A 22249-nucleotide genomic window follows, 5' to 3' on the forward strand; every position below is an offset into this window, starting at 1 on the left:
GCTGCTGGGGGGGAAGAACTCGTTGACGGGGAACTTCACATGGCGGAAGATCTCGCAGGGGTCCTCCTCGCCGCCGCCGCAGGCGCACTCCTTCTCGGGCATACAGTAGTCGTACACCGGCATAAGCAGCTGGGAATCCCGCTCCAGCCGGATGATGGAGAACTGGCCCAGGGTGACATAAATCCGCTTGCCCTGGCTGCCGCAGCACAGCTCGCTGTTGAAGCAGCCACAGATACAGGGGGGCACGTCGGACAGCTCGCAGTCACAGGGGTGGCACTCGCACACATCTACCAGCTTCATGTTGAGGACGATGGGGTCCACCACCTCCACCACGGCGGTAGGCAGGTTGCTCTGGCGGAGCATCTGCTCATCCAGACCCTCCAGCGAGGTCTGAGAGGAGAAGATCTTGGCGGTGCCTTCGCTGCCGAACAGGATCACCCGCTTGTCAAAGACGCACAGGCCGCTGACCTCCACAGGCCGGGCAGCGCCCACAAAGGCGTCGGCGGTGACCCGGTAGAAGTAGCGCACGTCAACGGTGTAGAAGCCCCGGTTGAATCCAACCGGCTCCACATCGATGTACACATAGAGCAGCTCGGCCTTGCCGGCCTTGATGCTGACGGCGCGCTCAATGGCCGCCTGGGAACTCTGGGTGGGATAGAAACGCAGATCTTCGATACAATCCTTATCCTTGCAGGAATCGTAGATCTTTTTCGTGTGTATGCATACGGCCTCCCGGATGCAGGCCGCATCCTGGACCGGACCGGGCATCATCTTGTCGGGCATTGCAATACCTCCTAGCAGATATTGGAGGGATAGTTCCCTTCCGCTCCATTCTATGTTTGCCCGGCCGGTTGGTGCGGAGCAAAAGTCCCGCCGTTTACATACGGCGGGACTGTACTTTATTTTTTCCTGCGCAGAAGGTCGGTGAGGATCAGGACGGTACAGCAGGTCAGGAGTACCACCCCAATAAGGATGGCGCAGTTGCAGAAAAACTCCTCCGGCATAACCAGGATGATCTGGTCGGTGGCGGAATCGAAGATCCAGTTGTCCTTGCCGGGGAAGAAAATAGCGTGGAAGATCACAAAGGCCCGGTTAAAATCCAGAGCAGCCAGTCCGGCCAGTATCAGCACCAGCCCACCGGCGGTTACGCCGGCCCAAAAGCCGGGTCCGTGCCCCAGCAGCGGTTTGTAGACCCATTGTTTTCCAAGCCGGAGAATCAAAAGGAGCAGGCAGGCGGCGGCGCTGATGCCCAGTACCCAGAAGTCTAGCAGGAACAGCTCCCGTACATCGGCAAAATGACTGTAGCCGGATTGGGACCAGGCCAGCTGACCGGTGCCGAAGGGCTTGCCAAAAACGCAGAAATCCAGTACCTCATCATAGGCCTCACGGATGGTTTCCTCCGACCAGCCGGTACGTTCAGGCAGATCCAGCATATCGATCTGGATGTAGTAGAACGGACGGAACAGAATGGGGACCGCGATGGAAAAACTGAGAATCAGCAGGGCCAGCAGCAGAGCGGCCAGAGCGGTAACTGCTTTGGGCAGCCGCATGGGATCACTTCCTTTTGACAGACAGAGAGATCAAAACCTGGGAGGGCAGATAGAACAGCCACATCCCCACACGGGCAAACTCCACCAGGGGACCGCTTGCCGCCGGGAACCAGGCGGACAGATTTTGCAGACCCACGCAGAGATCGCACCCTAAAAAGAGAAACAGCCCCAGGGAAAAGCCCCGGAAGGGGATACCCAGACTGAGACTTTCCAGGGCATTACAGATAAGTTGAGAGAAGTAGAAAAGGGAAAGGGCAGTTAAGCCGTCCAGCGCTCCCAGCCGCCAGGCTGTTATCAGGGCGGCGACGACCAGCAAGCCCCGCAGGGCTAGCCGCAGAGGCAGCTTTTCCGGTCGCAGTTTGGCGATGCGGGTCAAATAGAGCAGCTGCACGACGCAGAAGCAGGCTACCCCTATCAGATACCAACGGTCCAGTACCAGCAGGAACAGGTCGGCCAGCAGGGTAAAGCCCAGGGCTGTTTTCATCAGCAGGCTGTCCCGGCCCTCTCCGTTCCCGAGGACAAAACAAAAGCACAGCAGGATGGAGAGATACTTCAAGGAAATGTCCCATCCACTGCCCGGCAGGAACAGGTCCAGACTGAGGAAGGCCAGATAGAGGCAGCCCTCCAGAAGCGGAAACCACAGTATACGCTTCATTTCTTAAAGCGCTCCAGCAGCTTTTGTTCCCAGCGGTCGCCATATTTCATACAGATCAGGAAGATGGCCAGGCCCGCAGCTCCCAGCAGAGCCATGGCCCAATAGGGGATGGCCAGCACTGAGCCGCCCACCAGACAGGACACCATCAGGCCCCAGGGCCGGGCCACCAGTACCAGAACGCAGAAACGTTTCAGGGGGATATCGGTGAGACCGGCCAGGATGCACAGCAGATCGTCGGGGAAGAAGGGGAAGAGAAAGGCCAGAAAGAGGAATACATCCCGCTTGCGGCGGATGATGTCCAGATATTTTTCCGATACCTTCTGGCTGACCAAGCGGTCCACAAACCGCTGCCCCAGCACTCGGGCCAGCCAGAATACCAGAACAGAGCCCACAACAACAGCGGCCCAAGTGAGCAGGAAAGCGGGCCAGGTGCCAAAGAGCAGGGCGCCGGCCAGAGCGGTAATATTGCTGGGGATGGGAGCCACTACCACACCCAGCAGCTGGATCACAAAATAGAACAGATGAGAAAAAGGTGCAAAACGGGCGATATAGGCCCGCATGGCGTCCAGCGAGCCCAGCGAGGAGAAAAAGCCGGTTTTCCAGAGTAGCAGTCCGCTGCCGCCCAGCAGGAGGATGGCCAGCAGCAGGGCCGGAAGCCATTTTTGGGAATTCTTCAAAGCGCGTCGCCTCGTCTTTCTGTGTTCTGTTCTATAGGCTACCATATGTTACGGCAGACTGTCATTAAAATTTCTTAAATTTTCCCGCAAAACGCAAAAATCCACACCCGAAGGTGTGGTTCTTGTCCGTTGGTGGAAAGGACTTATCGCTCGCTGGAGACAATCTGCTCATTGCTGCCAAAAATCAGCTCATCCACATCATTGTACATAATATTGCTTCACCTCCCGGCCTGTTGTTTGATCTGTGCTCAGTATACGCGCAAGTCTGGTAAAGAACAAGAGGAGGGAGGTAAAGCTTTAATCAAGTTTGGGGATGGATTTGGTCAAAAGCTCCGGAGAGGGGGGCCTCTCCGGAGCCCAAAACCGTTACATCCGCTTTTTCCGCAGCAGGAAGGTGATGGCAAACCACAGGGCCAGGTACAGGGTGATGGAGGCGCCTGCGGAGGAGCTGAGCTCATAGGAGGTCATGAGTCCAGCGATCCCGGCCACCACCGCAGCCAGAATGGAGATCAGATGGAACTGGCGCATATTGCGGGCCAGATTGCGGGCGGCGGCGGCAGGCAGGACCAGCAGAGAGTTGATGACCAGCAGGCCCACCCAGGTCATGGACACGGTGACCACCACGGCAATGGCCATGGAGAAGATGGCCTCCTGCCAGAACACCTTGACGCCCCGGCTGTCGGCCAGGGTGGGGTGGATGGAGGAGAGCATCAGGCCGTTGAAGGAGCACAGCCACAGTACCACCACGACCAGCAGGATGACCGCCAGCAGGGCAATCTTTCCCGGTTCCACACTGAGGATATCACCAATGAGCAGACTGTTGAACTTAGTAAAGCTACCGCTGTCAAAGGTGGCGATAAAGATGCCGAGAGCCACGGCGGTGGAGGAGAACACACCAATCACCGTATCGCTGGCCATGTTGGACTTGCGCTGAACGTAGGTAAAGAGCAGGGCAAAGGCGGCGGCCAGCAGAATGGCGGCCCACATGGGGTCGGCCATACCGCACAGAGTACCGATGGCAATGCCGGTAAAGGCGGAGTGGCCCAGAGCGTCAGAGAAGAAGCTCATTCGGTTGGTGACCACCATGGTGGACAGCAGGCCGAACAGGGGAGAGATCACCAGCACCGCCAGCAGGGCATTTTTCATGAAGTACATAGTGCCGGGGGCTGCCCACTCGAAGGGGAGCAGCTCCACCAGGGAATACCACAGTTCCATCAGTTGCGTCCCCCTTTCCCTAGGGCAAGATGAAAGACCTCCTGAAATTCGGGAGAGGACAGAACCTCGTCGGGCGGTCCCACTTTGAGCACCTGGCTTTTCAGTAGGATCACCTTGTCGGCGTACTGGTCCAGAGTGGCAAAGTCGTGGGTGGACAGCAGAATGGACAGGTCAAACCGGGTACGGATCTCGTCCAGCATATCCAGCAGCTGCTTCTCGCCGTCCACGTCCACACCGGAGAGTGGCTCGTCCAGGATCAGGATATGGGGCAGGGGCTCCAGCGCCAGAGCCAGCAGTACCCGCTGAAGCTCACCGCCGGACAGGGCGCCCATCCGCCGGTCCAGCAGCCCTTCGCCGTGGACCCGTGCCAGACACTGGGATACCCGCTCCCGCAGCTTTTTGGGGGAGGGCAGGAATACCGGCCACTTGGAGATGGCGGCGGAGAAGAAATCAAATACGCTCACCGGGTCCCCACGGTCGAAGCTGGGGGACTGGGGCACATAGCCGATGAGGGGCCGGGTCTTGTCGCCTCCCGCCCGCTGAAACTCAATGACTCCGGTGTGGGGGACTTGGCCCAGAATGGTGCGGAACAGGGAACTCTTACCTGCTCCGTTAGGGCCGATGAGGGCCACGATCTCCCCGCAGTGGAGGTGGAAAGATACGTCGTGGAGGACCTCTTCATTGCCGAAATTGACCCCCAGGTCGGCCACCTTCAGGCAGCAGGAGCCGGCGCAGCCGGGGCCGGAAGTTCCGTGTTTGTGTACGCTCATCCAAACGCCTCCACAATGGTATCAATGTTCTTCTGCATGGCATCCAAATAGGGCTGGATGCCCGTGCCTTTGCCGCTCATGATCATATCCAGCTGATAGACCTGACAGCCCACCTCCCGGGCGATGGTGTCGGCGGAGGCGGTAGAACCATTGACCTCGGTAAAGATGGGCATGGTCCCCAGGTCGTATTTCTGGGCAAGCTTGATGGCGTCCACGATCTCGGCCAGCTCCTGAGCGGAGGCGGTAGAACCTTCCTCTTCTTCAATGGCCTTAAAGATGGTCAGGCCCATGGCGTTGGCAAAGTATTGGAAGCCGTCGTGGAAGGTGACAATGGAGCGGCCCTTGTAGGGCGCCAGCGCCTCCCGCCAGCTGAGGTCCGCCTCCGTCAGCGCGGTCTGGGCGGCGCTCTCGTTCTGAGTGTAAAGGTCGCCATTGGCGCTGTCCAGCTCGGTCAGAGACTGGGAGATCTGACTCAACATGAGACTGGCATAGGTGGCGTCCATCCAGATATGGGGATCGTATTCGGCGTCGTGGTCATGGCCCTCATGGCCCTGGGCAGGCAGCAGATCCATCCCCTCTGAGCAGTCGATGACCTGAGCGGAGGAGGTGGACAGGGCGTCGTCCATAAAATTTTCCAGTCCGGCGCCGTTCATGACGATGACGTCGGCCCCCTCAATGGCCTTCATGTCGGCCACGGTGAGGGTGTAGTCGTGGAGGCAGGAGGTCTGCTGGTTTACCAGCAGGCTCACTTCTACACCCTCCGCGCCCTCCGTCACTGCGGTGGTGAAGAGGTAGACCGGGTAGGTGGTGGCCACGATATGGAGGATGTTTTCATCCTGGGGCTGGGAGGCGGCGGGCTGTCCGCAGGCGGAGAGCAGCAGGCCAAAAGCGCACAGGGGCGCAAGCAGTTTTTTCATGTGGTTCCCCTTACAGTTGAGTAGTTTTATCATAACATCTTATTATATCGCTTTTTTCTGCCGGTGTAAAATAAAATCTTTATGGACGATTTCAAAAAAGAAACATAACAGCGTTAAAATTACTCTGTTAAGTTAATGCCGGGTGTGATATGATGGAAGTAACAGGCACCGGCGGTTTTTGAGGAACTTGTCGGAGTACATCCAAAGGAAAAGGAGTCCACAGGATGGATTATTACGCGTTTTATACCGGACAGTGCTTTGACGCATACCGCTATCTGGGGGCCCATCGGTCGGGAGAGGAGTGGGTGTTCCGCACCTTTGCACCCTCCGCTGCGGGGGTGGTGCTCCTTCATGGAGGCCGGGAGCTGCCCATGGAGCGAATCCACGACGGCAATTTTTATGAGGTGCGGGCGGAGGGCGTCCAGCCGGGGGACTGTTATCAGTACCGCATCTACCGCCGGGATGGGGGTTATACCGACCACTGCGACCCCTACGGTTACGGCATGGAGCTGCGGCCGGACCATTGCTCGGTGGTGCGGGATCTGGGGGCGTATACCTTTGAGGACGGGGCCTGGATGGCGGGACGGACCGACCGTCGGGAGGACCCGCTGAATATCTACGAGCTTCACCTGGGCTCCTGGCGGCGGAAACCGGACGGGAGCTGGTACCGCTATGACGAATTAGCCCAGCCTCTCATCGACTATGTGAGGGAGTGCGGCTATAACTATGTGGAGTTCCTTCCTCTCAGCGAGCATCCCTGCGATGAGAGCTGGGGCTACCAGATCACCGGCTTTTACGCCCCCACCAGCCGGTATGGTACCGCCAGAGAGCTGATGATGCTCATTGATCGGCTCCACCAGGCCGGGATCGGGGTCATTTTGGACTTTGTACCCGCCCATTTCGCGGTGGACGACTACGGCCTGGCCAAGTACGATGGTACCGCCCTCTATGAGTACCCCCACCGGGATGTGGAGGTCAGCGAGTGGGGGAGCCACAATTTCATGCACTCCCGGGGGGAGGTGCGCTCCTTCCTCCAGTCCTGCGCCCGGTACTGGCTGGAGGAGTTCCACTTTGACGGCCTGCGGATGGACGCCATCAGCCGGATTCTATACTGGCAGGGGGATGAGGCCCGTGGAGTAAACGGGGACGGCGTAGCCTTCCTGCGTACCATGAACCAGGGGCTGAAGCGCCTGTGTCCCGGCTGCATTCTGGCGGCGGAGGACTCCACCAACTTCCCCAAGGTCACCGCTCCGGCGGAGCAGGGGGGACTGGGCTTCGACTACAAGTGGGACATGGGGTGGATGCATGACACCTTGTCCTATTTCCAGACGCCGCCCGATCAACGGCCTGCCCGGCGCCACCAGCTTACTTTTTCCATGCACTATTTTCCCCAGGAGCGCTACCTGCTCCCCCTGTCCCACGACGAGGTGGTCCACGGCAAGGCCACCATTTTGCAGAAGATGTATGGTGATTATGACGGCAAGTTCCCCCAGGCCAGGGCGCTATACCTTTATATGATGGTCCATCCGGGAAAGAAGCTTAACTTCATGGGCAACGAGATCGGCCATTTCCGGGAGTGGGACGAAAAGCGGGAGCAGGACTGGCTGCTGCGGGACTTTCCCATTCACGACGCCTTCTACCACTACATGGCCAAACTGAACCACATCTATCTGGACTACCCCGCCCTGTCCCGGTGGGACTATCGGCCTGAGGGCTTTGCCTGGCTGGACTGCGGCCGGGAGGACCCCTGTGTTTTTGCCATCCAGCGTCAGGGAGACGGGGAGCGGCTGGTTGCCCTCTTTAACTTGAGTGACCAGGCCCGGCAGTACCAACTGCCCGCTACGGCAGGAGTAAAGCTGCTTCTCCATACCGATTGGCAGCGCTTCGGCGGTTCTACGCCGGAGGAAGAACAGCTGAAGCCTACCGGCGGTGTGCTGACGGTATGCCTGCCGCCCTATTCCGGACAGCTATATTGCATGGAATCATACAAATATTCGTAAATAAATGAATATTATACACAATACCCAAAATAATACCCAAGGAGCAAGGGAAAAATACGCATATTTATGCGATATAACACTTGCAATTTTATTTAGGCTGTGGTACACTGTGTCCAACATAAACAAACGGAGGTTTTTACCATGGCTGACATCAAGAAAGTGGTACTCGCCTATTCCGGCGGTCTGGATACATCCATCATCATCCCCTGGCTGAAGGAGAACTACGGTAATCCCGAGATCATCGCCGTGGCCGGCGACGTGGGCCAGAACGACGAGCTGGAGGGCCTGGAGGAGAAGGCCATCAAGACCGGCGCTTCCAAGCTGTACGTGATGGACCTGGTGGACGAGATGGTGGACGACGTCATCATCCCCTCCATGCAGATGGGCGCCAAGTACGAGGACTATCTGCTGGGCACCGCCTTTGCCCGGCCCGTCATCGCCAAGGGCCTGGTGGACATTGCCAAGAAGGAAGGGGCCGACGCCATCGCCCACGGCTGCACCGGCAAGGGTAACGACCAGATCCGCTTCGAGCTGGCCATCAAGCGTTTCGCTCCTGAGATGAAGATCATCGCCCCCTGGCGTGAGTGGGACATCAAGAGCCGGAACGAGGAGATCGACTACGCCGAGGCCCACAACGTGCCTCTGAAGATCAGCCGGGAGACCAGCTACTCCAAGGATAAGAACCTGTGGCACCTGTCCCACGAGGGCCTGGATCTGGAGGATCCCGCCAGCGAGCCTCAGTACGACAAGCCCGGCTTCCTGGAGATGGGCGTGTCCCCCGTGAAGGCCCCCGACGCCCCCACCTATGTGACCATCGACTTTGAGAAGGGCTGGCCTGTGGCCGTGGACGGCGAGAAGATGAAGGCCTCCGACATCATCCGCAAGCTGAACAAGCTGGGCGGCGAGAACGGCATCGGCCTGCTAGACATCGTGGAGAACCGGATGACCGGCATGAAGGACCGCGGCGTGTACGAAACCCCCGGCGGCGCCATCCTGTACCGGGCCCACGAGGTGCTGGAGATGATCACCATCGACAAGGACACTGCCCACATGAAGAGCAAGCTGGCGGTGGACTTCGCCGATCTGGTATACAACGGCAAGTGGTTCACCCCCCTGCGGGAGGCCCTGTCCGCCTTTGCTACCGAGACCCAGAAGCACGTTACCGGCCAGGTGAAGCTGAAGCTGTACAAGGGCAACATCATCACCTCCGGCGTTACCTCTCCCGAGACCCTCTACTCTGAGGACATCGTTACCTTCCAGGAGAGCGACTACAACCAGAACGACGCCACCGGCTTCATCAACCTGTGGGGCCTGCCGGACACCGTGCTGGCGCTCCGGGATCAGGGCAAGCTGAACAAGTAAGATAGCAGATAGCAGATAGGAGATAGGAGATAGACCGCCGGTCTATAAAACTCTTATCTCCTATCTCCTATCTTCACACTCCTAACTTAGTAAAAGTAAAAAGGTGGTTAACTTACCATGAAACTTTGGGCTGGACGGTTCCAGAAAGAGACCGACACACTGGTCAACGACTTCAACTCTTCCATCACCTTCGACGCCCGGATGTACAAAGAGGATATCGCCGGCTCCATCGCCCACGCCACCATGCTGGGCAAGCAGGGCATCATTGAGGAGCACGAGGCGGAAAAGATCATCGAGGGTCTGAAGGTCATCCTGGCGGACATCGACGCCGGACAGGTGGAGTTTTCCCTGGAGAACGAAGATATCCACATGAACATCGAGACCATGCTTACCCAGCGCATCGGGGACACCGGCAAGCGGCTGCACACCGGCCGGTCCCGCAACGACCAGGTGGCGGTGGATTTCCGGCTGTATGTCAAGCAGGAGATCCCCAAGATCATCAACATGGTGCTGGACCTGGAGCAGGTGCTCATCAAGAAGGCGGAGGCCAACCTGGAGACCGTCATGCCGGGCTACACCCATATGCAGCGGGCCCAGCCCACCACCTTCGCCCACTACATGATGGCCTATGCCAATATGCTCCGCCGGGATGTGACCCGGCTGGAGGACTGCCTGGAGCGGATGGACGAGTGCCCCCTGGGGGCGGGCGCCCTGGCCACCTCCACCTATCCGGTGGACCGGTTCCAGACCGCCGCCGCCCTGGGCTTCCAGAAGCCCACCGACAACTCCATGGATTCCGTGTCCGACCGTGACTTCGCCATTGAGTTTTTGTCTGCCTGTTCCATTCTGATGATGCACCTGTCCCGGTTCTCCGAGGAGATCATCCTGTGGTGCTCCTGGGAGTTCAAGTATGTGGAGCTGGACGACGCCTACTCCACCGGCTCCTCCATCATGCCCCAGAAGAAGAACCCCGACGTGGCCGAGCTGGTCCGGGGCAAGACCGGCCGGGTGTACGGCTCCCTCATCACCCTGCTCACCGTCATGAAGGGCCTGCCCCTGGCTTACAACAAGGATATGCAGGAGGATAAGGAGCCGGTGTTCGACGCCATCGACACCGTGGAGATGTGTCTGCCCGTCTTTACCGCCATGCTGGACACCCTCACCGTCCTGCCCAAGAACATGAGAAACGCGGCCTCCGGCGGCTTCATCAACGCCACCGACTGCGCCGACTATCTGACCAAGAAGGGAATGCCCTTCCGTGAGGCCTACATGATCGTGGGCCGGCTGGTCAACCTGTGCATCAAGGCCGGCGAGACCCTGGACACCCTGCCGCTCAAAGACTTCCGCTCCATCTCCAACCTGTTTGACGCCGACGTGTATCAGGCCCTGGAGCTCAAGACCTGCGTCAATGGCCGCAAGGTCTACGGCGGCCCCGCCAAGGAGGCTGTGGAGCAGCAGATCGCCAACATCAAGGCCTTTGTGGAGGAGAGAACCCATGAGTAAGCCCAAGGTATTTATCGACGGCCAGGAGGGTACCACCGGTCTCCAGATCCATCAGCGGCTGGCAGACCGGGATGACATCGAACTGCTGGTGATCGATGCTGACAAGCGAAAAAACTTGACAGAAAGAAAGCGCCTGATCAATGAGGCGGACCTGGTTTTCCTCTGCCTGCCTGACGCCGCGGCAGTGGAGGCGGTGGGTCTCATTGAGAACTCCCACACCCGGGTTATCGATGCATCCACCGCTCACCGCACAGCTCCCGGCTGGGTATATGGATTCCCGGAATTGTACAAAAATCCCCGGGAAATCATCGGAAATGCCCGATTCGTGGCCAATCCGGGTTGCCATGCCACCGGCTTCCTGGCTTCGGCAGCTCCACTGGTCTCCATGCGTATCCTGCCCAAGGACTACCCTATGACCTGCTTTTCCCTCACCGGATACTCCGGCGGCGGCAAGAGGATGATCGCCCAGTATGAGGAGAGGGAGAAAGGGGAAGAACTTTACAGTCCAAGAGTGTATGGAACCACCCTTCGGCACAAGCATCTGCCCGAAATGCAGAAGATCTCCGGCCTGGATACCCCGCCGGTGTTTACCCCTGTAGTGGACGATTACTACAAGGGCATGGCCACTACCATCTTCCTCCACAACCGCTACCTGGTGGGCCAGCCCACCGCCAAGGAGCTGAGCCTGATCCTGATGGCCTACTATGCCGGCCAGCCCCTGGTGACGGTGGCCCCCTATTCTGAGGAGCCGGCCTATCTGGCGGCCAATACCCTGGCGGGCACCGACAAGCTGGAGCTCACCGTCAGCGGCCACGAGGGACAGTCCATCGTTACAGCACGGTTCGACAACCTGGGCAAGGGCGCTTCAGGCGCGGCAGTGCAGAACATGAACCTGATGCTGGGCTTCGATATGACAGCCGGCCTGGCGCTGTGAGAAACGCAACGGCGGGGGCAAGCCCTCGCCCTCCTGTAGGGGCCGATGCCCACATCGGCCCGCGATTCCAATTTGAGGAGTGAACGATATGAAACAGATCCCCGGCGGCGTGACCGCCCCCAAGGGTTTTACCGCGTCCGGTGTCCACTGCGGCGTGAAGAAGGGCAAGGGGGACGGCAATCAGCCCCCCATGAGCAAGATGCCTGAGGTGCTGGAGGGCAAGAAGGACCTGGCCCTCATCGTGTCTGAGCAGCCCTGTGTGGCAGCTGCTGTGTACACCATGAACCGGGTGAAGGCCGCTCCCCTCTATGTCACCATGGACCACCTGGAGAACGGCGAGGCCCAGGCTATCGTGGCTAACTCCGGCAACGCCAACGCCTGCGCTCCCAACAGCCACGAGCACGCCGAAACCATGTGCCAGCTGGCCGCCCAGGCCACCGGCCTGAAGGCCTCCGACTTTGTGGTGGCTTCCACCGGCGTCATCGGTCAGGAGCTGAACATCGATGCCATTGCCAAGGGAATGCCCGCTGCCGCCGCTGCCCTGTCCAAGGACGGCTCCGACGCCGCGGCCAACGCCATTATGACCACCGACACCGTGAAGAAGGAGCTGTCTGTCACCTGCTCCATCGGCGGCAAGACGGTGACCATCGGCGCCATCGCCAAGGGCTCCGGCATGATCCACCCCAACATGGGCACCATGCTGTGTTTTGTCACCACCGACTGCGCCATCACCCATGAGATGCTCACCGACGCCCTTCACGAGATCGTCCCCCGCACCTTCAACCGGGTGACGGTGGACGGGGACACCTCCACCAACGATATGTGCGTGGTGCTGGCCAACGGCATGGCGGGCAACGAGCTGGTGGAATGGAAGGACGATAACTATACCGTCTTTTATAAGACCCTCTACTATGTGTTTGAGCAGCTGGCCCGGAGCATCGCCGCCGACGGCGAGGGTGCCAGCAAGCTGATCACCTGCACCGTGGCCAATGCCCGCAGCGAGGAGAGCGCCGAGCGCCTGAGCAAGGCGGTGGTGGGCTCCTCCCTGGTGAAGGCCGCCATGTTCGGCTCCGACGCCAACTGGGGCCGGGTGCTGTGCGCCATGGGCTACTCCAAGGCCCCCTTCCGCCCTGAGTTTGTGGACGTGAAATTCTCCTCAGCCGTGGGGGAGATCCTGGTGTGTGAGAAGGGCGCCGGGGTGGACTTCGACGAGGAGGCCGCCAAGAGCATCCTGTCCCAGGACGAGGTGGTGATCCATGTGGACCTCCACGAGGGGGAGCATGAGGCCACCTGCTGGGGCTGCGATCTGACCTACGACTACGTCAAGATCAACGGCGACTATCGCACCTGATCAAAGGCAATATGGAGGCGATTCCCATGTCATTCAGCGAGGTGGACCGGGCCAAGGTACTGGCCGAGGCCCTGCCCTACATTCAGAAATACTACGGCAAGACCGTGGTGGTGAAATACGGCGGCAACGCCATGATTTCCGACGAGCTGCGCCAGGCCGTCATTTCCGACATCATCCTGCTCCACCTGGTGGGCATCCGAGTGGTGGTAGTCCACGGCGGCGGTCCGGAGATCACCGAGATGCTGAACAAGATCGGCAAAGAGTCCAAGTTTGTGGACGGCCTGCGCTACACCGATGAGGAGACCATGGAAGTGGTCCAGCAGGTGCTGTGCGGCAAGGTGAACAAGAACCTGGTGGCCACCCTGAACCGGATGGGCGGCAAGGCTGTGGGCCTGTGCGGCATGGACGCCGGGATGTTCCAGGCCAAAAAGCTGGACGAGAAATACGGCCTGGTGGGTGAGATCACCGCCGTGGAGCCCCAGATGGTGGAGGACGCCCTGAAGGACGGCTATATCCCGGTGGTGTCCACCGTGGCTCAGGGCATTGACGGCGAGAACTCCTATAACATCAACGCCGACACCGCCGCAGCCAAGCTGGCCACCGCCCTGAAGGCGGAGAAGCTGATCCTGCTCACCGATGTGCGGGGCCTGATGATGGACCCCAAAAACGACAACACCCTGCTGCCGGTGGTGCGGCTGTCCCAGGTCCCCGGCCTGGTGCAGGACGGCGTCATCAAAGGCGGCATGATCCCCAAGGTGGAGTGCTGCGTGGAGGCGGTGCGCTCCGGCGTGGAGAACGCTGTCATTTTGGATGGCCGCATCCCCCACTCCATCCTCATTGAGCTGCTGTCCGATGAGGGCATCGGCACCATGCTGATGTGAGGTGATAGTATGGACCATAAAGAATTGGTGGAACTGGACCACCAGTATATGATGCAGACCTACGGCCGATTTGACGTGGATATCGACCACGGCCAGGGGGCTACCCTGTACGACCTGGCGGGGAAGGAGTACATCGACTTCTCCTCCGGTATCGGCGTCAACTCCATTGGTTACGCCAATCCCAAGTGGGTGGAGGCCATCACCAACCAGGCCATGAAGCTGGGTCATATCTCCAATCTGTTTTACTCCCAGCCCTACGCCAAGCTGGCCCAGCAGCTGTGTGAGCGCTCCGGAATGGCGGCCGCCTTCTTTGGCAACTCGGGCGCCGAGGCCAACGAGGGCATGATCAAGCTGGCCCGGAAATATTCTTTTGACAAGTACGGCAAGGGACGGGGCACCATCATCACCCTGAAGAACTCCTTCCACGGCCGTACCATCACCACCCTGACCGCCACCGGCCAGGATGTATTCCACCAGTATTTCTTCCCCTTCAACGACGGCTTCCGGTATGCCCTGGCGGGTGATATGGATTCCCTCCAGGAGGTGGCGGGCCACGACGTGTGCGCCGTCATGCTGGAGCTGGTACAGGGCGAAGGCGGCGTGCTCCCCATGGACCCGGAGTATGTCCACGACCTGGCTGTGCTGTGCGCCGAGCGGGACTGGCTGCTGCTGGTGGATGAGGTGCAGACCGGCGTGGGCCGCACCGGCACCCTGTTTGCCTTCCAGCAGTACGGCATCATTCCCGACGCGGTGTCCTTCGCCAAGGGCATCGCCGGCGGCCTGCCTATGGGCGGCTTCCTGACCAACGAGCGCTGCCGGGATGTGCTGGGTCCCGGCACCCATGCCTCCACCTTCGGCGGCAACCCCATCTGTGCCGCCGCCGCTCAGGTGGTGCTGGATACCCTGGACGAGGACGCTCTGGCCCAGGTGAAGGAGAAGGGCCACTACATCCGCACCCGTATCGAGCATATGGGCCTGTCCAGCCTGGGAGAGACCCGTGGCCTGGGCATGATGATTGGCGTGGAGGTGAAGGGGGAGGAGAGCAACAAGGTGCTGGCCGCCCGGCTGATCCGCAACGGCCTGCTGGTGCTTACCGCCGGCTCCGCCCTGCGGCTGCTGCCCCCGCTGACCATCTCCATGGCGGAGATCGACAAGGGCCTTGCCATTATGAAGGAGACCCTGCTGTAAGCAAACCGAAACAATGAGGTGAATACGATGAAAAAAGACCTGCTCAAGCTGCTGGACCTGACCAAGGCCGATATCGTGAAGATTCTGGATACTGCCGACCAGATGAAATACAACCAGAAGCATGGCCTGACCCACCACTATCTGGAGGGCAAGACCCTGGCCATGATCTTTGAGAAGAACTCCACCCGTACCCGTGTGTCCTTTGAGACCGGTATGTTCCAGCTGGGCGGCCACGCCCTCTTCCTCTCCGGCAAGGAGAGCCAGATTGGCCGGGGCGAGCCCATCGAGGACACCGCCCGGGTGCTCAGCCGCTACTGCGACGGCATCATGATCCGCACCTTCGGCCAGGCCGAGGTGGAGACTCTGGCCAAGTATTCCTCTATCCCCGTGATCAACGGCCTCACCGACTTCGCCCACCCCTGCCAGGTGCTGGCCGACCTGATGACCATCCGTGAGCACAAGTCCCGGCTGGAGGGCCTGAAGCTGTGCTACATCGGCGACGGCAACAACATGGCCAACTCCCTCATTGTGGGCGGCCTGAAGGTGGGCATGGAGGTGTCCGTGGCCTGCCCCGAGGGCTATGATCCCGATCCCCAGGTGCTGGAATTTGCCCAGAACTGCGGCGGCAAGTTCACCCTATGCCGGGACCCCAAGGAGGCGGCTGCCGGAGCCGACGCCCTGTTCACCGACGTGTGGGCATCCATGGGCCAGGAGGGCGAGGCCCAGAAGCGCCGGGCTGTCTTTGAGGGCATCTACCAGATCAATGACGAGCTGATGGCAGTGGCCAATCCCGGCTGCATGGTGCAGCACTGCCTGCCCGCCCACCGGGGGGAGGAGATCACCGCTGAGGTCTTTGAGGCCCACGCCGGTGAGATCTTTGACGAGGCGGAGAACCGCCTCCACGCCCAGAAGGCGGTCATGTACCTGCTGATGAACCCTGAAAACTGATTCAAATTGCTGTTGACGGCCCTGCCGTGGTGTTGTTTCGCCACGGCAGGGCCATTCCGCACCAAACGGTATGGATTTTTCTTGACGGGGACCCAGTTCGGTGTTATAGTATTCTGGTAGTCTAAATGTACGGCCTGAACTCACATTTTTGTAGTCATCGTCGCTTCTTCAGACGATGTCCGAAAATGTGAGTTTTCTTGTCATTTAGCGCGAAATTTTTTGCAGGAGGTACCATTATTATGTATCACGGTACTGTCAAGTGGTTCAACGAGACCAAGGGCTTCGGCTTCATCTCCAACGACGAGGGCGGCGACGACGTGTTCGTGCACTTCTCCGCCATCGTGTGCGACGGCTTCAAGACCCTTCAGGAGGGTCAGAAGGTGACCTACGACGTGGAGCCCGATCCCAAGAACGCTGACAAGCTGCGCGCTGTCAACGTGGTGGCCGCTTGATCGTAAGGATATAAAGCCACACAAAGCAGACCGACAGAACCTGTCGGTCTGCTTTTTTCATTTCCGTTGACAAGCCGGGGAAAGAATGGTACATTTTATAAGATGAAACAGCGGAAATGAACTGAAACGCCGGTTTGCCAAGGATGGCTGAGCCGGCGCGTTTTCGTTGCTAAGCGGAAGGATGAAGGAGTGAAGGTCCATGAAAACGGATATCGAGATCGCTCAGGCCTGTGAAATGAAGCACATCCGGGACATCGCCGCCCTGGCCGGGGTGGACGAGGAGTACCTGGAGTACTACGGCAAGTACAAGGCCAAGATCGACCTGAAGCTGCTGTCTGATCGGGAAGGCAGGCCCGACGGCAAGCTGGTGCTGGTCACCGCTATCAACCCTACCCCCGCGGGCGAGGGCAAAACCACCACCACTGTGGGTCTGGCCGACGGTATGCGGCGGCTGGGCAAGAACACCGTGGTGGCCCTGCGGGAGCCCTCCCTGGGTCCTGTGTTTGGCGTCAAGGGCGGCGCTGCCGGCGGCGGTTATGCCCAGGTGGTGCCCATGGAGGATATCAACCTCCACTTTACCGGCGATTTCCATGCCATCGGCGCGGCCAATAACCTGCTGGCCGCCATGCTGGACAACCACATTCAGCAGGGCAACGCCCTGGACATCGACGTGAAGCACATCACCTGGAAGCGGTGCGTGGACATGAACGACCGCCAGCTGCGCAACGTCATCGACGGCCTGGGGGGCCGGATGCAGGGCGTGCCCCGGGAGGACGGCTTTGACATCACCGTAGCCAGCGAGATCATGGCGGTGCTCTGCCTGTCCAACGGTCTCATGGACCTGAAGGCCCGGCTGGGCCGGATGGTGGTGGCCTATACCCGCTCCGGCGCGCCCGTCACCGCCCACGATCTGAAGGCCGAGGGGGCCATGGCCGCCCTGCTGAAGGACGCCATCAAGCCCAACCTGGTCCAGACTCTGGAGGGTACTCCCGCCTTCATCCACGGCGGTCCCTTCGCCAACATCGCCCACGGCTGCAACTCCGTCATGGCCACCCGGGTGGCCCTCAAGATGGGAGATTACGCCATCACCGAGGCCGGCTTCGGCGCCGACCTGGGTGCGGAGAAGTTCCTGGACATCAAGTGCCGTCTGGCCGGGCTGAAGCCCTCCGCTGTGGTGGTGGTGGCCACTGTCCGCGCCCTGAAGCATCACGGCGGCGTGGCCAAGGCCGACCTGAACAACGAGAACCTGGAGGCGCTGGAGAAGGGACTGCCCAACCTGCTGCGCCATGTGGAGAACATCACCACTGTGTACGGCCTGCCCTGCGTGGTGGCCATCAACCGGTTCCCTACCGACACCGAGGCCGAGCTCAAGCTGGTGGAGGACAAGTGCAAGGAGCTGGGCGTCAACGTGGCCCTCAGCGAGGTGTGGGCCAAGGGCGGCGAGGGCGGCATCGCTCTGGCCCAGGAGGTCATCCGCCTGTGCGAAGAGCCCAACCACTTCTCCTTCGCCTATGAGCTGGATCAGCCCATTGAGGCCAAGCTGGCCGATATCGTGAAGAAGGTGTACCACGGCGACGGCGTGGCCCTCACCCCCGCGGCTAAGAAGCAAGCGGCGGAGCTTACCGCCCTGGGCTTCGGCGGCCTACCCATCTGCATGGCCAAGACCCAGTATTCCTTCTCTGACGACCAGAATCTGTTGGGTGCTCCCGAGGGCTTTACCGTCACGGTGCGCAATATCAAGGTGTCCGCCGGCGCCGGCTTCCTGGTGGCCCTCACCGGCGACATCATGACCATGCCCGGACTGCCAAAAGTGCCTGCCGCCGAGAAGGTGGACGTGGATGAGAACGGCAAGATCTCCGGCTTGTTCTAAAAGAAAACGCGGGCGGGTGGTAACACCCGCCCGCTGTAATGAGGAGTTGATTGCGATGAATACCGCCAACCAGACCTGCGGCGATTTTCTGGACGCCCTTGCCTCCAAAGCGCCTGTTCCTGGCGGCGGCGGCGCCTCCGCCCTGGTGGGCGCTCTGGGAGCGGCCCTGTGTACCATGGTGGGCAACTACACCGTAGGCAAGAAGAAGTATGCCGAGGTGGAGGAGGACGTGAAGGCCCTGATGGCCAAAGCAGAGGACCTGCGTGCTCGCCTGCTGGCTCTGGTGGACGCTGACGCTGCGGCCTTCGAGCCCCTGTCCAAGGCCTACGCCATTCCCAAGGATGCCCCCGACCGGGAGCAGGTGATGGAAGAATGCCTCCGGAATGCCGCTGCCACACCCATGGAGATCCTGCGCCTGAGCTGTGAGGCCATTGACCTTCACAGTGAGATGCTGGAGAAGGGGAGTGTGATGATGCTCTCCGATGTAGGCACCGGGGTGGTTTTCTGCTGGAGTGCTCTGTACGGCGCTGCCCTCAACGTGAAGGTCAACACCAAGAGTATGGCTGACCGGGCCTATGCTCAGGCTATGAATGAAGAAGTGGACAGTCTGGTGGAGCGGTATTGGAAGATCGCAGAAAGCGTTTATGAAGCAGTTCTGGGGAGGTTTGCCTGATGGCGGAACATTGGAAGGGGGCCCCTGTGGCCCAGGCTCTGACAGAGCGGCTGATCGTCAAGGCCAACCAGCTGAAGGTCCAGGGCATCGTTCCCACCCTGGCCATCGTGCGGGTAGGGGAGCGCCCTGAGGACCTGTCCTACGAGCGAGGAGCCCTGAAGCGGTGCGAAAAAGTGGGCATCCGTGTCAGGCAGTTTACCTTGCCAGAGGAATCCAGCCACGGGGACCTGCTGGCGGTCATTGAGCAGATCAACGCGGACCGGGAGATCCACGGCTGCCTGCTGTTCCGTCCCTTGCCGCCGCAGATTGATGAGGCGGCCATCTGTGCTGCCCTGGACCCGGCCAAGGACGTGGACGGTATTACCGCCGGTTCGCTGGCGGCGGTGTTCACCGGCAGCGGCGCGGGCTATCCGCCCTGTACCGCCCAGGCCTGCATGGAGATTTTGGACTACTATGGCTGTGACCTCACCGGTAAGCGGGCGGTGGTGGTGGGCCGAAGCCTGGTGGTGGGCAAGCCTCTGTCTATGCTGCTGCTGGGGAAAAACGCCACCGTCACCCTCTGCCATACCCGTACCGCCGGCCTGGCCGCCGAGTGCCGTCGGGCGGAGGTGCTCATCGCCGCCGCCGGACGGGCCAATATGATAGGCCGGGACCACCTGGCCCCCGGACAGCTGGTGCTGGACGTGGGCATCAATGTGGATGAGAACGGCAATTTGGTGGGCGACGTGGATTTTGCTGCTGCCGACGAGATCGTAGGCGCAGTGACGCCGGTGCCCGGCGGCGTGGGGGCCGTGACCACCTCGGTGCTGGCGGCCCATGTGCTCCAGGCTGCGGAACAAGCCAGATAACAGAAACAGGCGCTGCCAGCGGCAGCGCCTGTTTTTCATTATAGTCCGCCCATTAAGAAACTGGCGGCGTGTTCCATGGCCTCGTTGGCCTTCTTCATAGGGAAGGTCTGAAAGACGTGCCACATCTTGTCCCACACCTCCAGCTTGCAGGGCACGGAGGCCTTGAGCATCCGGTTGCGCAGACGCACCGAGTCGGAGAGCAGCAGCTCGTTGGTGCCAGCCTGGATCAGGGTAGGGGGGAACCCGGTGAGATCGGCAAACAGAGGGGACAGACAGGGATCGGTCAAGTCCTCTCCCCGGGCATAGGCGTCCCGGGTGGCGTAGATATAGTTGAGGGTGAGCACGGGGTCGATGTCGGCCCGCTCCTGATAGGACTTGCCGCTGGCCGTCATATCGGTCCAGGGAGAGAAGAGGAGCAGTGCCCGGGGAAGCAAACGGCCCGCCTCTTTCAGCTTGTGGGTAAGCACCAGTGCCAGGTTGCCCCCTGCAGAATCGCCCGCCACAATGATGTCCCGGGCGCCGTAGCCCAGATACATCAGGTGGTCCCAGGCCTGGAGTGCGTCCTCCACAGCGGCGGGGTAGGGGTGTTCAGGGGCCAGGCGGTACTCAAAGCTCATCACCTGCAATCCTGTGACCAGGGACAGCTTGGACCCCAGAATGCGGGAGTAGCCCAGGGTGCCGCTGGTATAGCCGCCGCCGTGGCAATAGAGAATGGCCTTCCTGCGGTCATAGCTCCGGTGAGGCCTGATCCAGGCGCAGTTCATCTCACCCAGGGAAAAGGGTTCCCAGCTCATACCGCCCATAGGAGCCACCAGCCGGCCCAGCAGCTCCTGGCTTTTTCGCTGGCGGGCCAGATCTTCCACGTTCATGACCTCGGGGGTGGCGGCGCTGTGGATCGCCTTCAGTGCGCGCATGAAAGGGGCCAGACGCTGCTTTTCTGCCCGCTGTCCGGCCAGCTCCTGACGCTTGCTGTGGTGGCTCATAATGCCGTCTCTCCTTATTTCATGGTAATTCGGTAAACTGAATTATACCACAGGGGAGAATGAAAGAAAAGAGGCGGGCGGGGCCTCTTTTTTGTGGAGAGATTCACTTTCCCTTGTGAGCGACAGAGGAATGTGGTATCCTTTTTTCAGGAAAGGGGGGTGAGCCATGGCGGCAGCTCAGTCTGAACGCGGAGAAAAGAAGCACAAAGAGTGGTACCGGCTGGACAATGCGGCGGTGGTCTACTCCGCCATCCAAAAGGAACGGTATTCCGCTGTTTATCGCTTTTCTGCCGTGATGGACCAGCCAGTGGACCCGGAGGCCCTTCAGCGGGCGGTGGACAAGACCATGCCCCGCTTCCCCGGCTTCCGGGTGCGGATCAAGCCGGGGATCTTCTGGTACTACTCGGAATTCAACGACGCTCCCGGCCCCTTTGTACAGAAGGATATCTCCAATCCGTGCCAACCCATACGCTTTGATCAGGGGGACGGATGGCTGGTGCGCTTTTTCTACTATGAGCGGCGTATTTCCCTGGAAGTCTTCCACGCCATCAGCGACGGCGGAGGCGCTATGACCCTGCTGCGAACCTTGCTGGCGGTCTACCTGCGGGAGCTGGGCTACCAGATCCCCAATACCTGCGGGGTGCTGGATGTGGAGCAGCCCCCCAGGCCGGAGGAATTGGAGGACGCCTACGCCCGGTACGCTACCGTAAAGGCCAGAAGCTTTACCACGCTGAAAAAGGCCTATGCCAACGCTGGCACGCCGGAGCCCTTCTATACCCTCAATGTAACCATGGGCTTTTGCTCGGTGCGGCAGCTGAAAGAGAAGGCCAAGGAGCACGGGGCCTCTATCACGGAATACCTGACGGCAGTGCTGCTGAAGGTTCTGGTGGACAAGCAGCACCGGGAGGGGCCCAAAAAGGAATTGCCGGTGGCCCTGGCCATCCCCATCAACCTGCGGCCCTGGTTTCCCACGGAGAGCCTGCGGAACTTCATCCTCACCGTCCGGCCCTGCATCGATCCCAGCCTGGGGGAGTATACCTTTGAGGAGATTGTCAGCCAGGTCCATCACTATCTGCGGCTGAACATCAACCGGCAGCAGATGCAGGCAGAGCTGGCGGGCAATGTGAAGTTTGCCAGGAACAAATTCATTCAGATCATACCCATTGCACTGAAGAAGCCGGGTATCGCTTTCGGGTACTGGATGGCAGGAGTGCGGCCCTATTCCGGTACCTATACCAACCCCGGGCCCTTCCAGGTGCCGGAGGAGATGAAGTCCCATATCCGTCGGATGGAGGTGATTCTAGGGCAGGCTACCATGCCCCGGGTCCACTGTGCCTCCATCAGTTACGGGGACGAGATGGAAATTACCTTTGCCGGGACCCAGAAGGAGACGGATACGGAGCGGGAGTTTTTCCGCTTTTTGGTGCGGGACGGCGTCCATGTCAAAGTGGAGAGCAACCGTACCCAATAAG

The 22249-nt window shown here is 60.1% G+C and carries 21 protein-coding genes; 13 read left to right on the top strand and 8 right to left on the bottom strand.

Annotation, left to right across the window (positions count from 1 at the left end; translation table 11 throughout):
• The 7 genes from B5E56_RS13470 to B5E56_RS13500 all read right to left on the bottom strand — a co-directional run.
• A partial coding sequence (locus B5E56_RS13470; protein ID WP_087391051.1) for a hypothetical protein occupies positions 1–783 on the bottom strand: 783 nt, incomplete at its 3' end.
• A 116-nt stretch (positions 784–899) separates the two neighbouring features.
• A complete protein-coding gene (locus B5E56_RS13475) occupies positions 900–1550 on the bottom strand; it encodes a TIGR01906 family membrane protein (protein ID WP_087188724.1) in 651 nt (216 codons plus the stop codon).
• 4 nt (positions 1551–1554) lie between these two features.
• Positions 1555–2205 (bottom strand): lysoplasmalogenase family protein, encoded by a 651-nt coding sequence (locus tag B5E56_RS13480; protein ID WP_087391054.1) that lies wholly within the window; start codon positions 2203–2205, stop codon positions 1555–1557.
• The gene (locus tag B5E56_RS13485; protein WP_242959000.1) at positions 2202–2882 is read right to left on the bottom strand and encodes a TVP38/TMEM64 family protein; all 681 of its coding nucleotides are present in this window, start codon (positions 2880–2882) and stop codon (positions 2202–2204) included. The genes B5E56_RS13480 and B5E56_RS13485 overlap by 4 nt, the downstream gene beginning before the upstream one ends.
• 366 nt (positions 2883–3248) lie before the next feature.
• The gene (locus tag B5E56_RS13490; RefSeq protein WP_087188721.1) at positions 3249–4097 is read right to left on the bottom strand and encodes a metal ABC transporter permease; all 849 of its coding nucleotides are present in this window, start codon (positions 4095–4097) and stop codon (positions 3249–3251) included.
• Entirely contained in the window at positions 4097–4867 is a 771-nt protein-coding gene (locus B5E56_RS13495; protein ID WP_087391059.1) for a metal ABC transporter ATP-binding protein, read from the bottom strand. Before B5E56_RS13495 ends, B5E56_RS13490 begins: the two co-directional genes overlap by 1 nt.
• A complete protein-coding gene (locus B5E56_RS13500) occupies positions 4864–5784 on the bottom strand; it encodes a metal ABC transporter substrate-binding protein (protein ID WP_087391061.1) in 921 nt (306 codons plus the stop codon). The genes B5E56_RS13495 and B5E56_RS13500 overlap by 4 nt, the downstream gene beginning before the upstream one ends.
• 224 nt (positions 5785–6008) lie before the next feature.
• On the opposite strand from B5E56_RS13500, the gene glgB reads away from it, so the two are divergent.
• The 12 genes from glgB (at position 6009) to B5E56_RS13560 (ending at position 19794) form a co-directional block, all read left to right on the top strand.
• Positions 6009–7784, top strand: a complete 1776-nt coding sequence (gene glgB, locus B5E56_RS13505) for a 1,4-alpha-glucan branching protein GlgB (protein ID WP_087391064.1) — start codon at positions 6009–6011, stop codon at positions 7782–7784.
• 141 nt (positions 7785–7925) lie between these two features.
• Positions 7926–9146 (top strand): argininosuccinate synthase, encoded by a 1221-nt coding sequence (locus B5E56_RS13510; RefSeq protein WP_087188717.1) that lies wholly within the window; start codon positions 7926–7928, stop codon positions 9144–9146.
• A 117-nt stretch (positions 9147–9263) separates the two neighbouring features.
• A complete protein-coding gene (gene argH, locus B5E56_RS13515) occupies positions 9264–10649 on the top strand; it encodes an argininosuccinate lyase (RefSeq protein WP_087391067.1) in 1386 nt (461 codons plus the stop codon).
• The gene (argC, locus tag B5E56_RS13520) at positions 10642–11583 is read left to right on the top strand and encodes an N-acetyl-gamma-glutamyl-phosphate reductase (RefSeq protein WP_087391070.1); all 942 of its coding nucleotides are present in this window, start codon (positions 10642–10644) and stop codon (positions 11581–11583) included. The genes argH and argC overlap by 8 nt, the downstream gene beginning before the upstream one ends.
• Positions 11584–11671: 88 nt before the next feature.
• On the top strand, positions 11672–12934 hold the full coding sequence (gene argJ / locus B5E56_RS13525) for a bifunctional glutamate N-acetyltransferase/amino-acid acetyltransferase ArgJ (RefSeq protein ID WP_087391073.1): 1263 nt from the start codon (positions 11672–11674) through the stop codon (positions 12932–12934).
• Between the two features lie 26 nt (positions 12935–12960).
• Positions 12961–13815, top strand: coding sequence for an acetylglutamate kinase (gene argB, locus B5E56_RS13530; RefSeq protein WP_164475025.1), 855 nt, complete (start codon positions 12961–12963; stop codon positions 13813–13815).
• A gap of 9 nt (positions 13816–13824) precedes the next feature.
• Complete coding sequence (locus tag B5E56_RS13535) at positions 13825–15003, top strand: aspartate aminotransferase family protein (protein WP_087391075.1); 1179 nt, start codon at positions 13825–13827, stop codon at positions 15001–15003.
• Between the two features lie 27 nt (positions 15004–15030).
• Positions 15031–15951 (top strand): ornithine carbamoyltransferase, encoded by a 921-nt coding sequence (gene argF, locus B5E56_RS13540; RefSeq protein ID WP_087391078.1) that lies wholly within the window; start codon positions 15031–15033, stop codon positions 15949–15951.
• Positions 15952–16190: 239 nt separating this feature from the next.
• Entirely contained in the window at positions 16191–16403 is a 213-nt protein-coding gene (locus tag B5E56_RS13545) for a cold-shock protein (RefSeq protein ID WP_009259878.1), read from the top strand.
• Between the two features lie 199 nt (positions 16404–16602).
• Positions 16603–18273 (top strand): formate--tetrahydrofolate ligase, encoded by a 1671-nt coding sequence (locus tag B5E56_RS13550; RefSeq protein WP_087391081.1) that lies wholly within the window; start codon positions 16603–16605, stop codon positions 18271–18273.
• A gap of 55 nt (positions 18274–18328) precedes the next feature.
• The gene (locus B5E56_RS13555) at positions 18329–18946 is read left to right on the top strand and encodes a cyclodeaminase/cyclohydrolase family protein (RefSeq protein ID WP_087391084.1); all 618 of its coding nucleotides are present in this window, start codon (positions 18329–18331) and stop codon (positions 18944–18946) included.
• Positions 18946–19794, top strand: a complete 849-nt coding sequence (locus B5E56_RS13560; protein ID WP_087391087.1) for a bifunctional 5,10-methylenetetrahydrofolate dehydrogenase/5,10-methenyltetrahydrofolate cyclohydrolase — start codon at positions 18946–18948, stop codon at positions 19792–19794. Before B5E56_RS13555 ends, B5E56_RS13560 begins: the two co-directional genes overlap by 1 nt.
• A 38-nt stretch (positions 19795–19832) precedes the next feature.
• On the opposite strand, the gene B5E56_RS13565 is transcribed toward B5E56_RS13560, so the two are convergent.
• On the bottom strand, positions 19833–20777 hold the full coding sequence (locus tag B5E56_RS13565) for an alpha/beta hydrolase (RefSeq protein WP_087271124.1): 945 nt from the start codon (positions 20775–20777) through the stop codon (positions 19833–19835).
• Between the two features lie 166 nt (positions 20778–20943).
• Between B5E56_RS13565 and B5E56_RS13570 the strand changes: the two genes are divergently transcribed.
• The gene (locus B5E56_RS13570) at positions 20944–22248 is read left to right on the top strand and encodes a hypothetical protein (RefSeq protein ID WP_087391090.1); all 1305 of its coding nucleotides are present in this window, start codon (positions 20944–20946) and stop codon (positions 22246–22248) included.
• The last annotated feature ends 1 nt before the right edge of the window (position 22249 follow it).

This window comes from Flavonifractor sp. An112, from assembly GCF_002161085.1.
GTDB lineage: Bacteria > Bacillota > Clostridia > Oscillospirales > Oscillospiraceae > Flavonifractor > Flavonifractor avicola.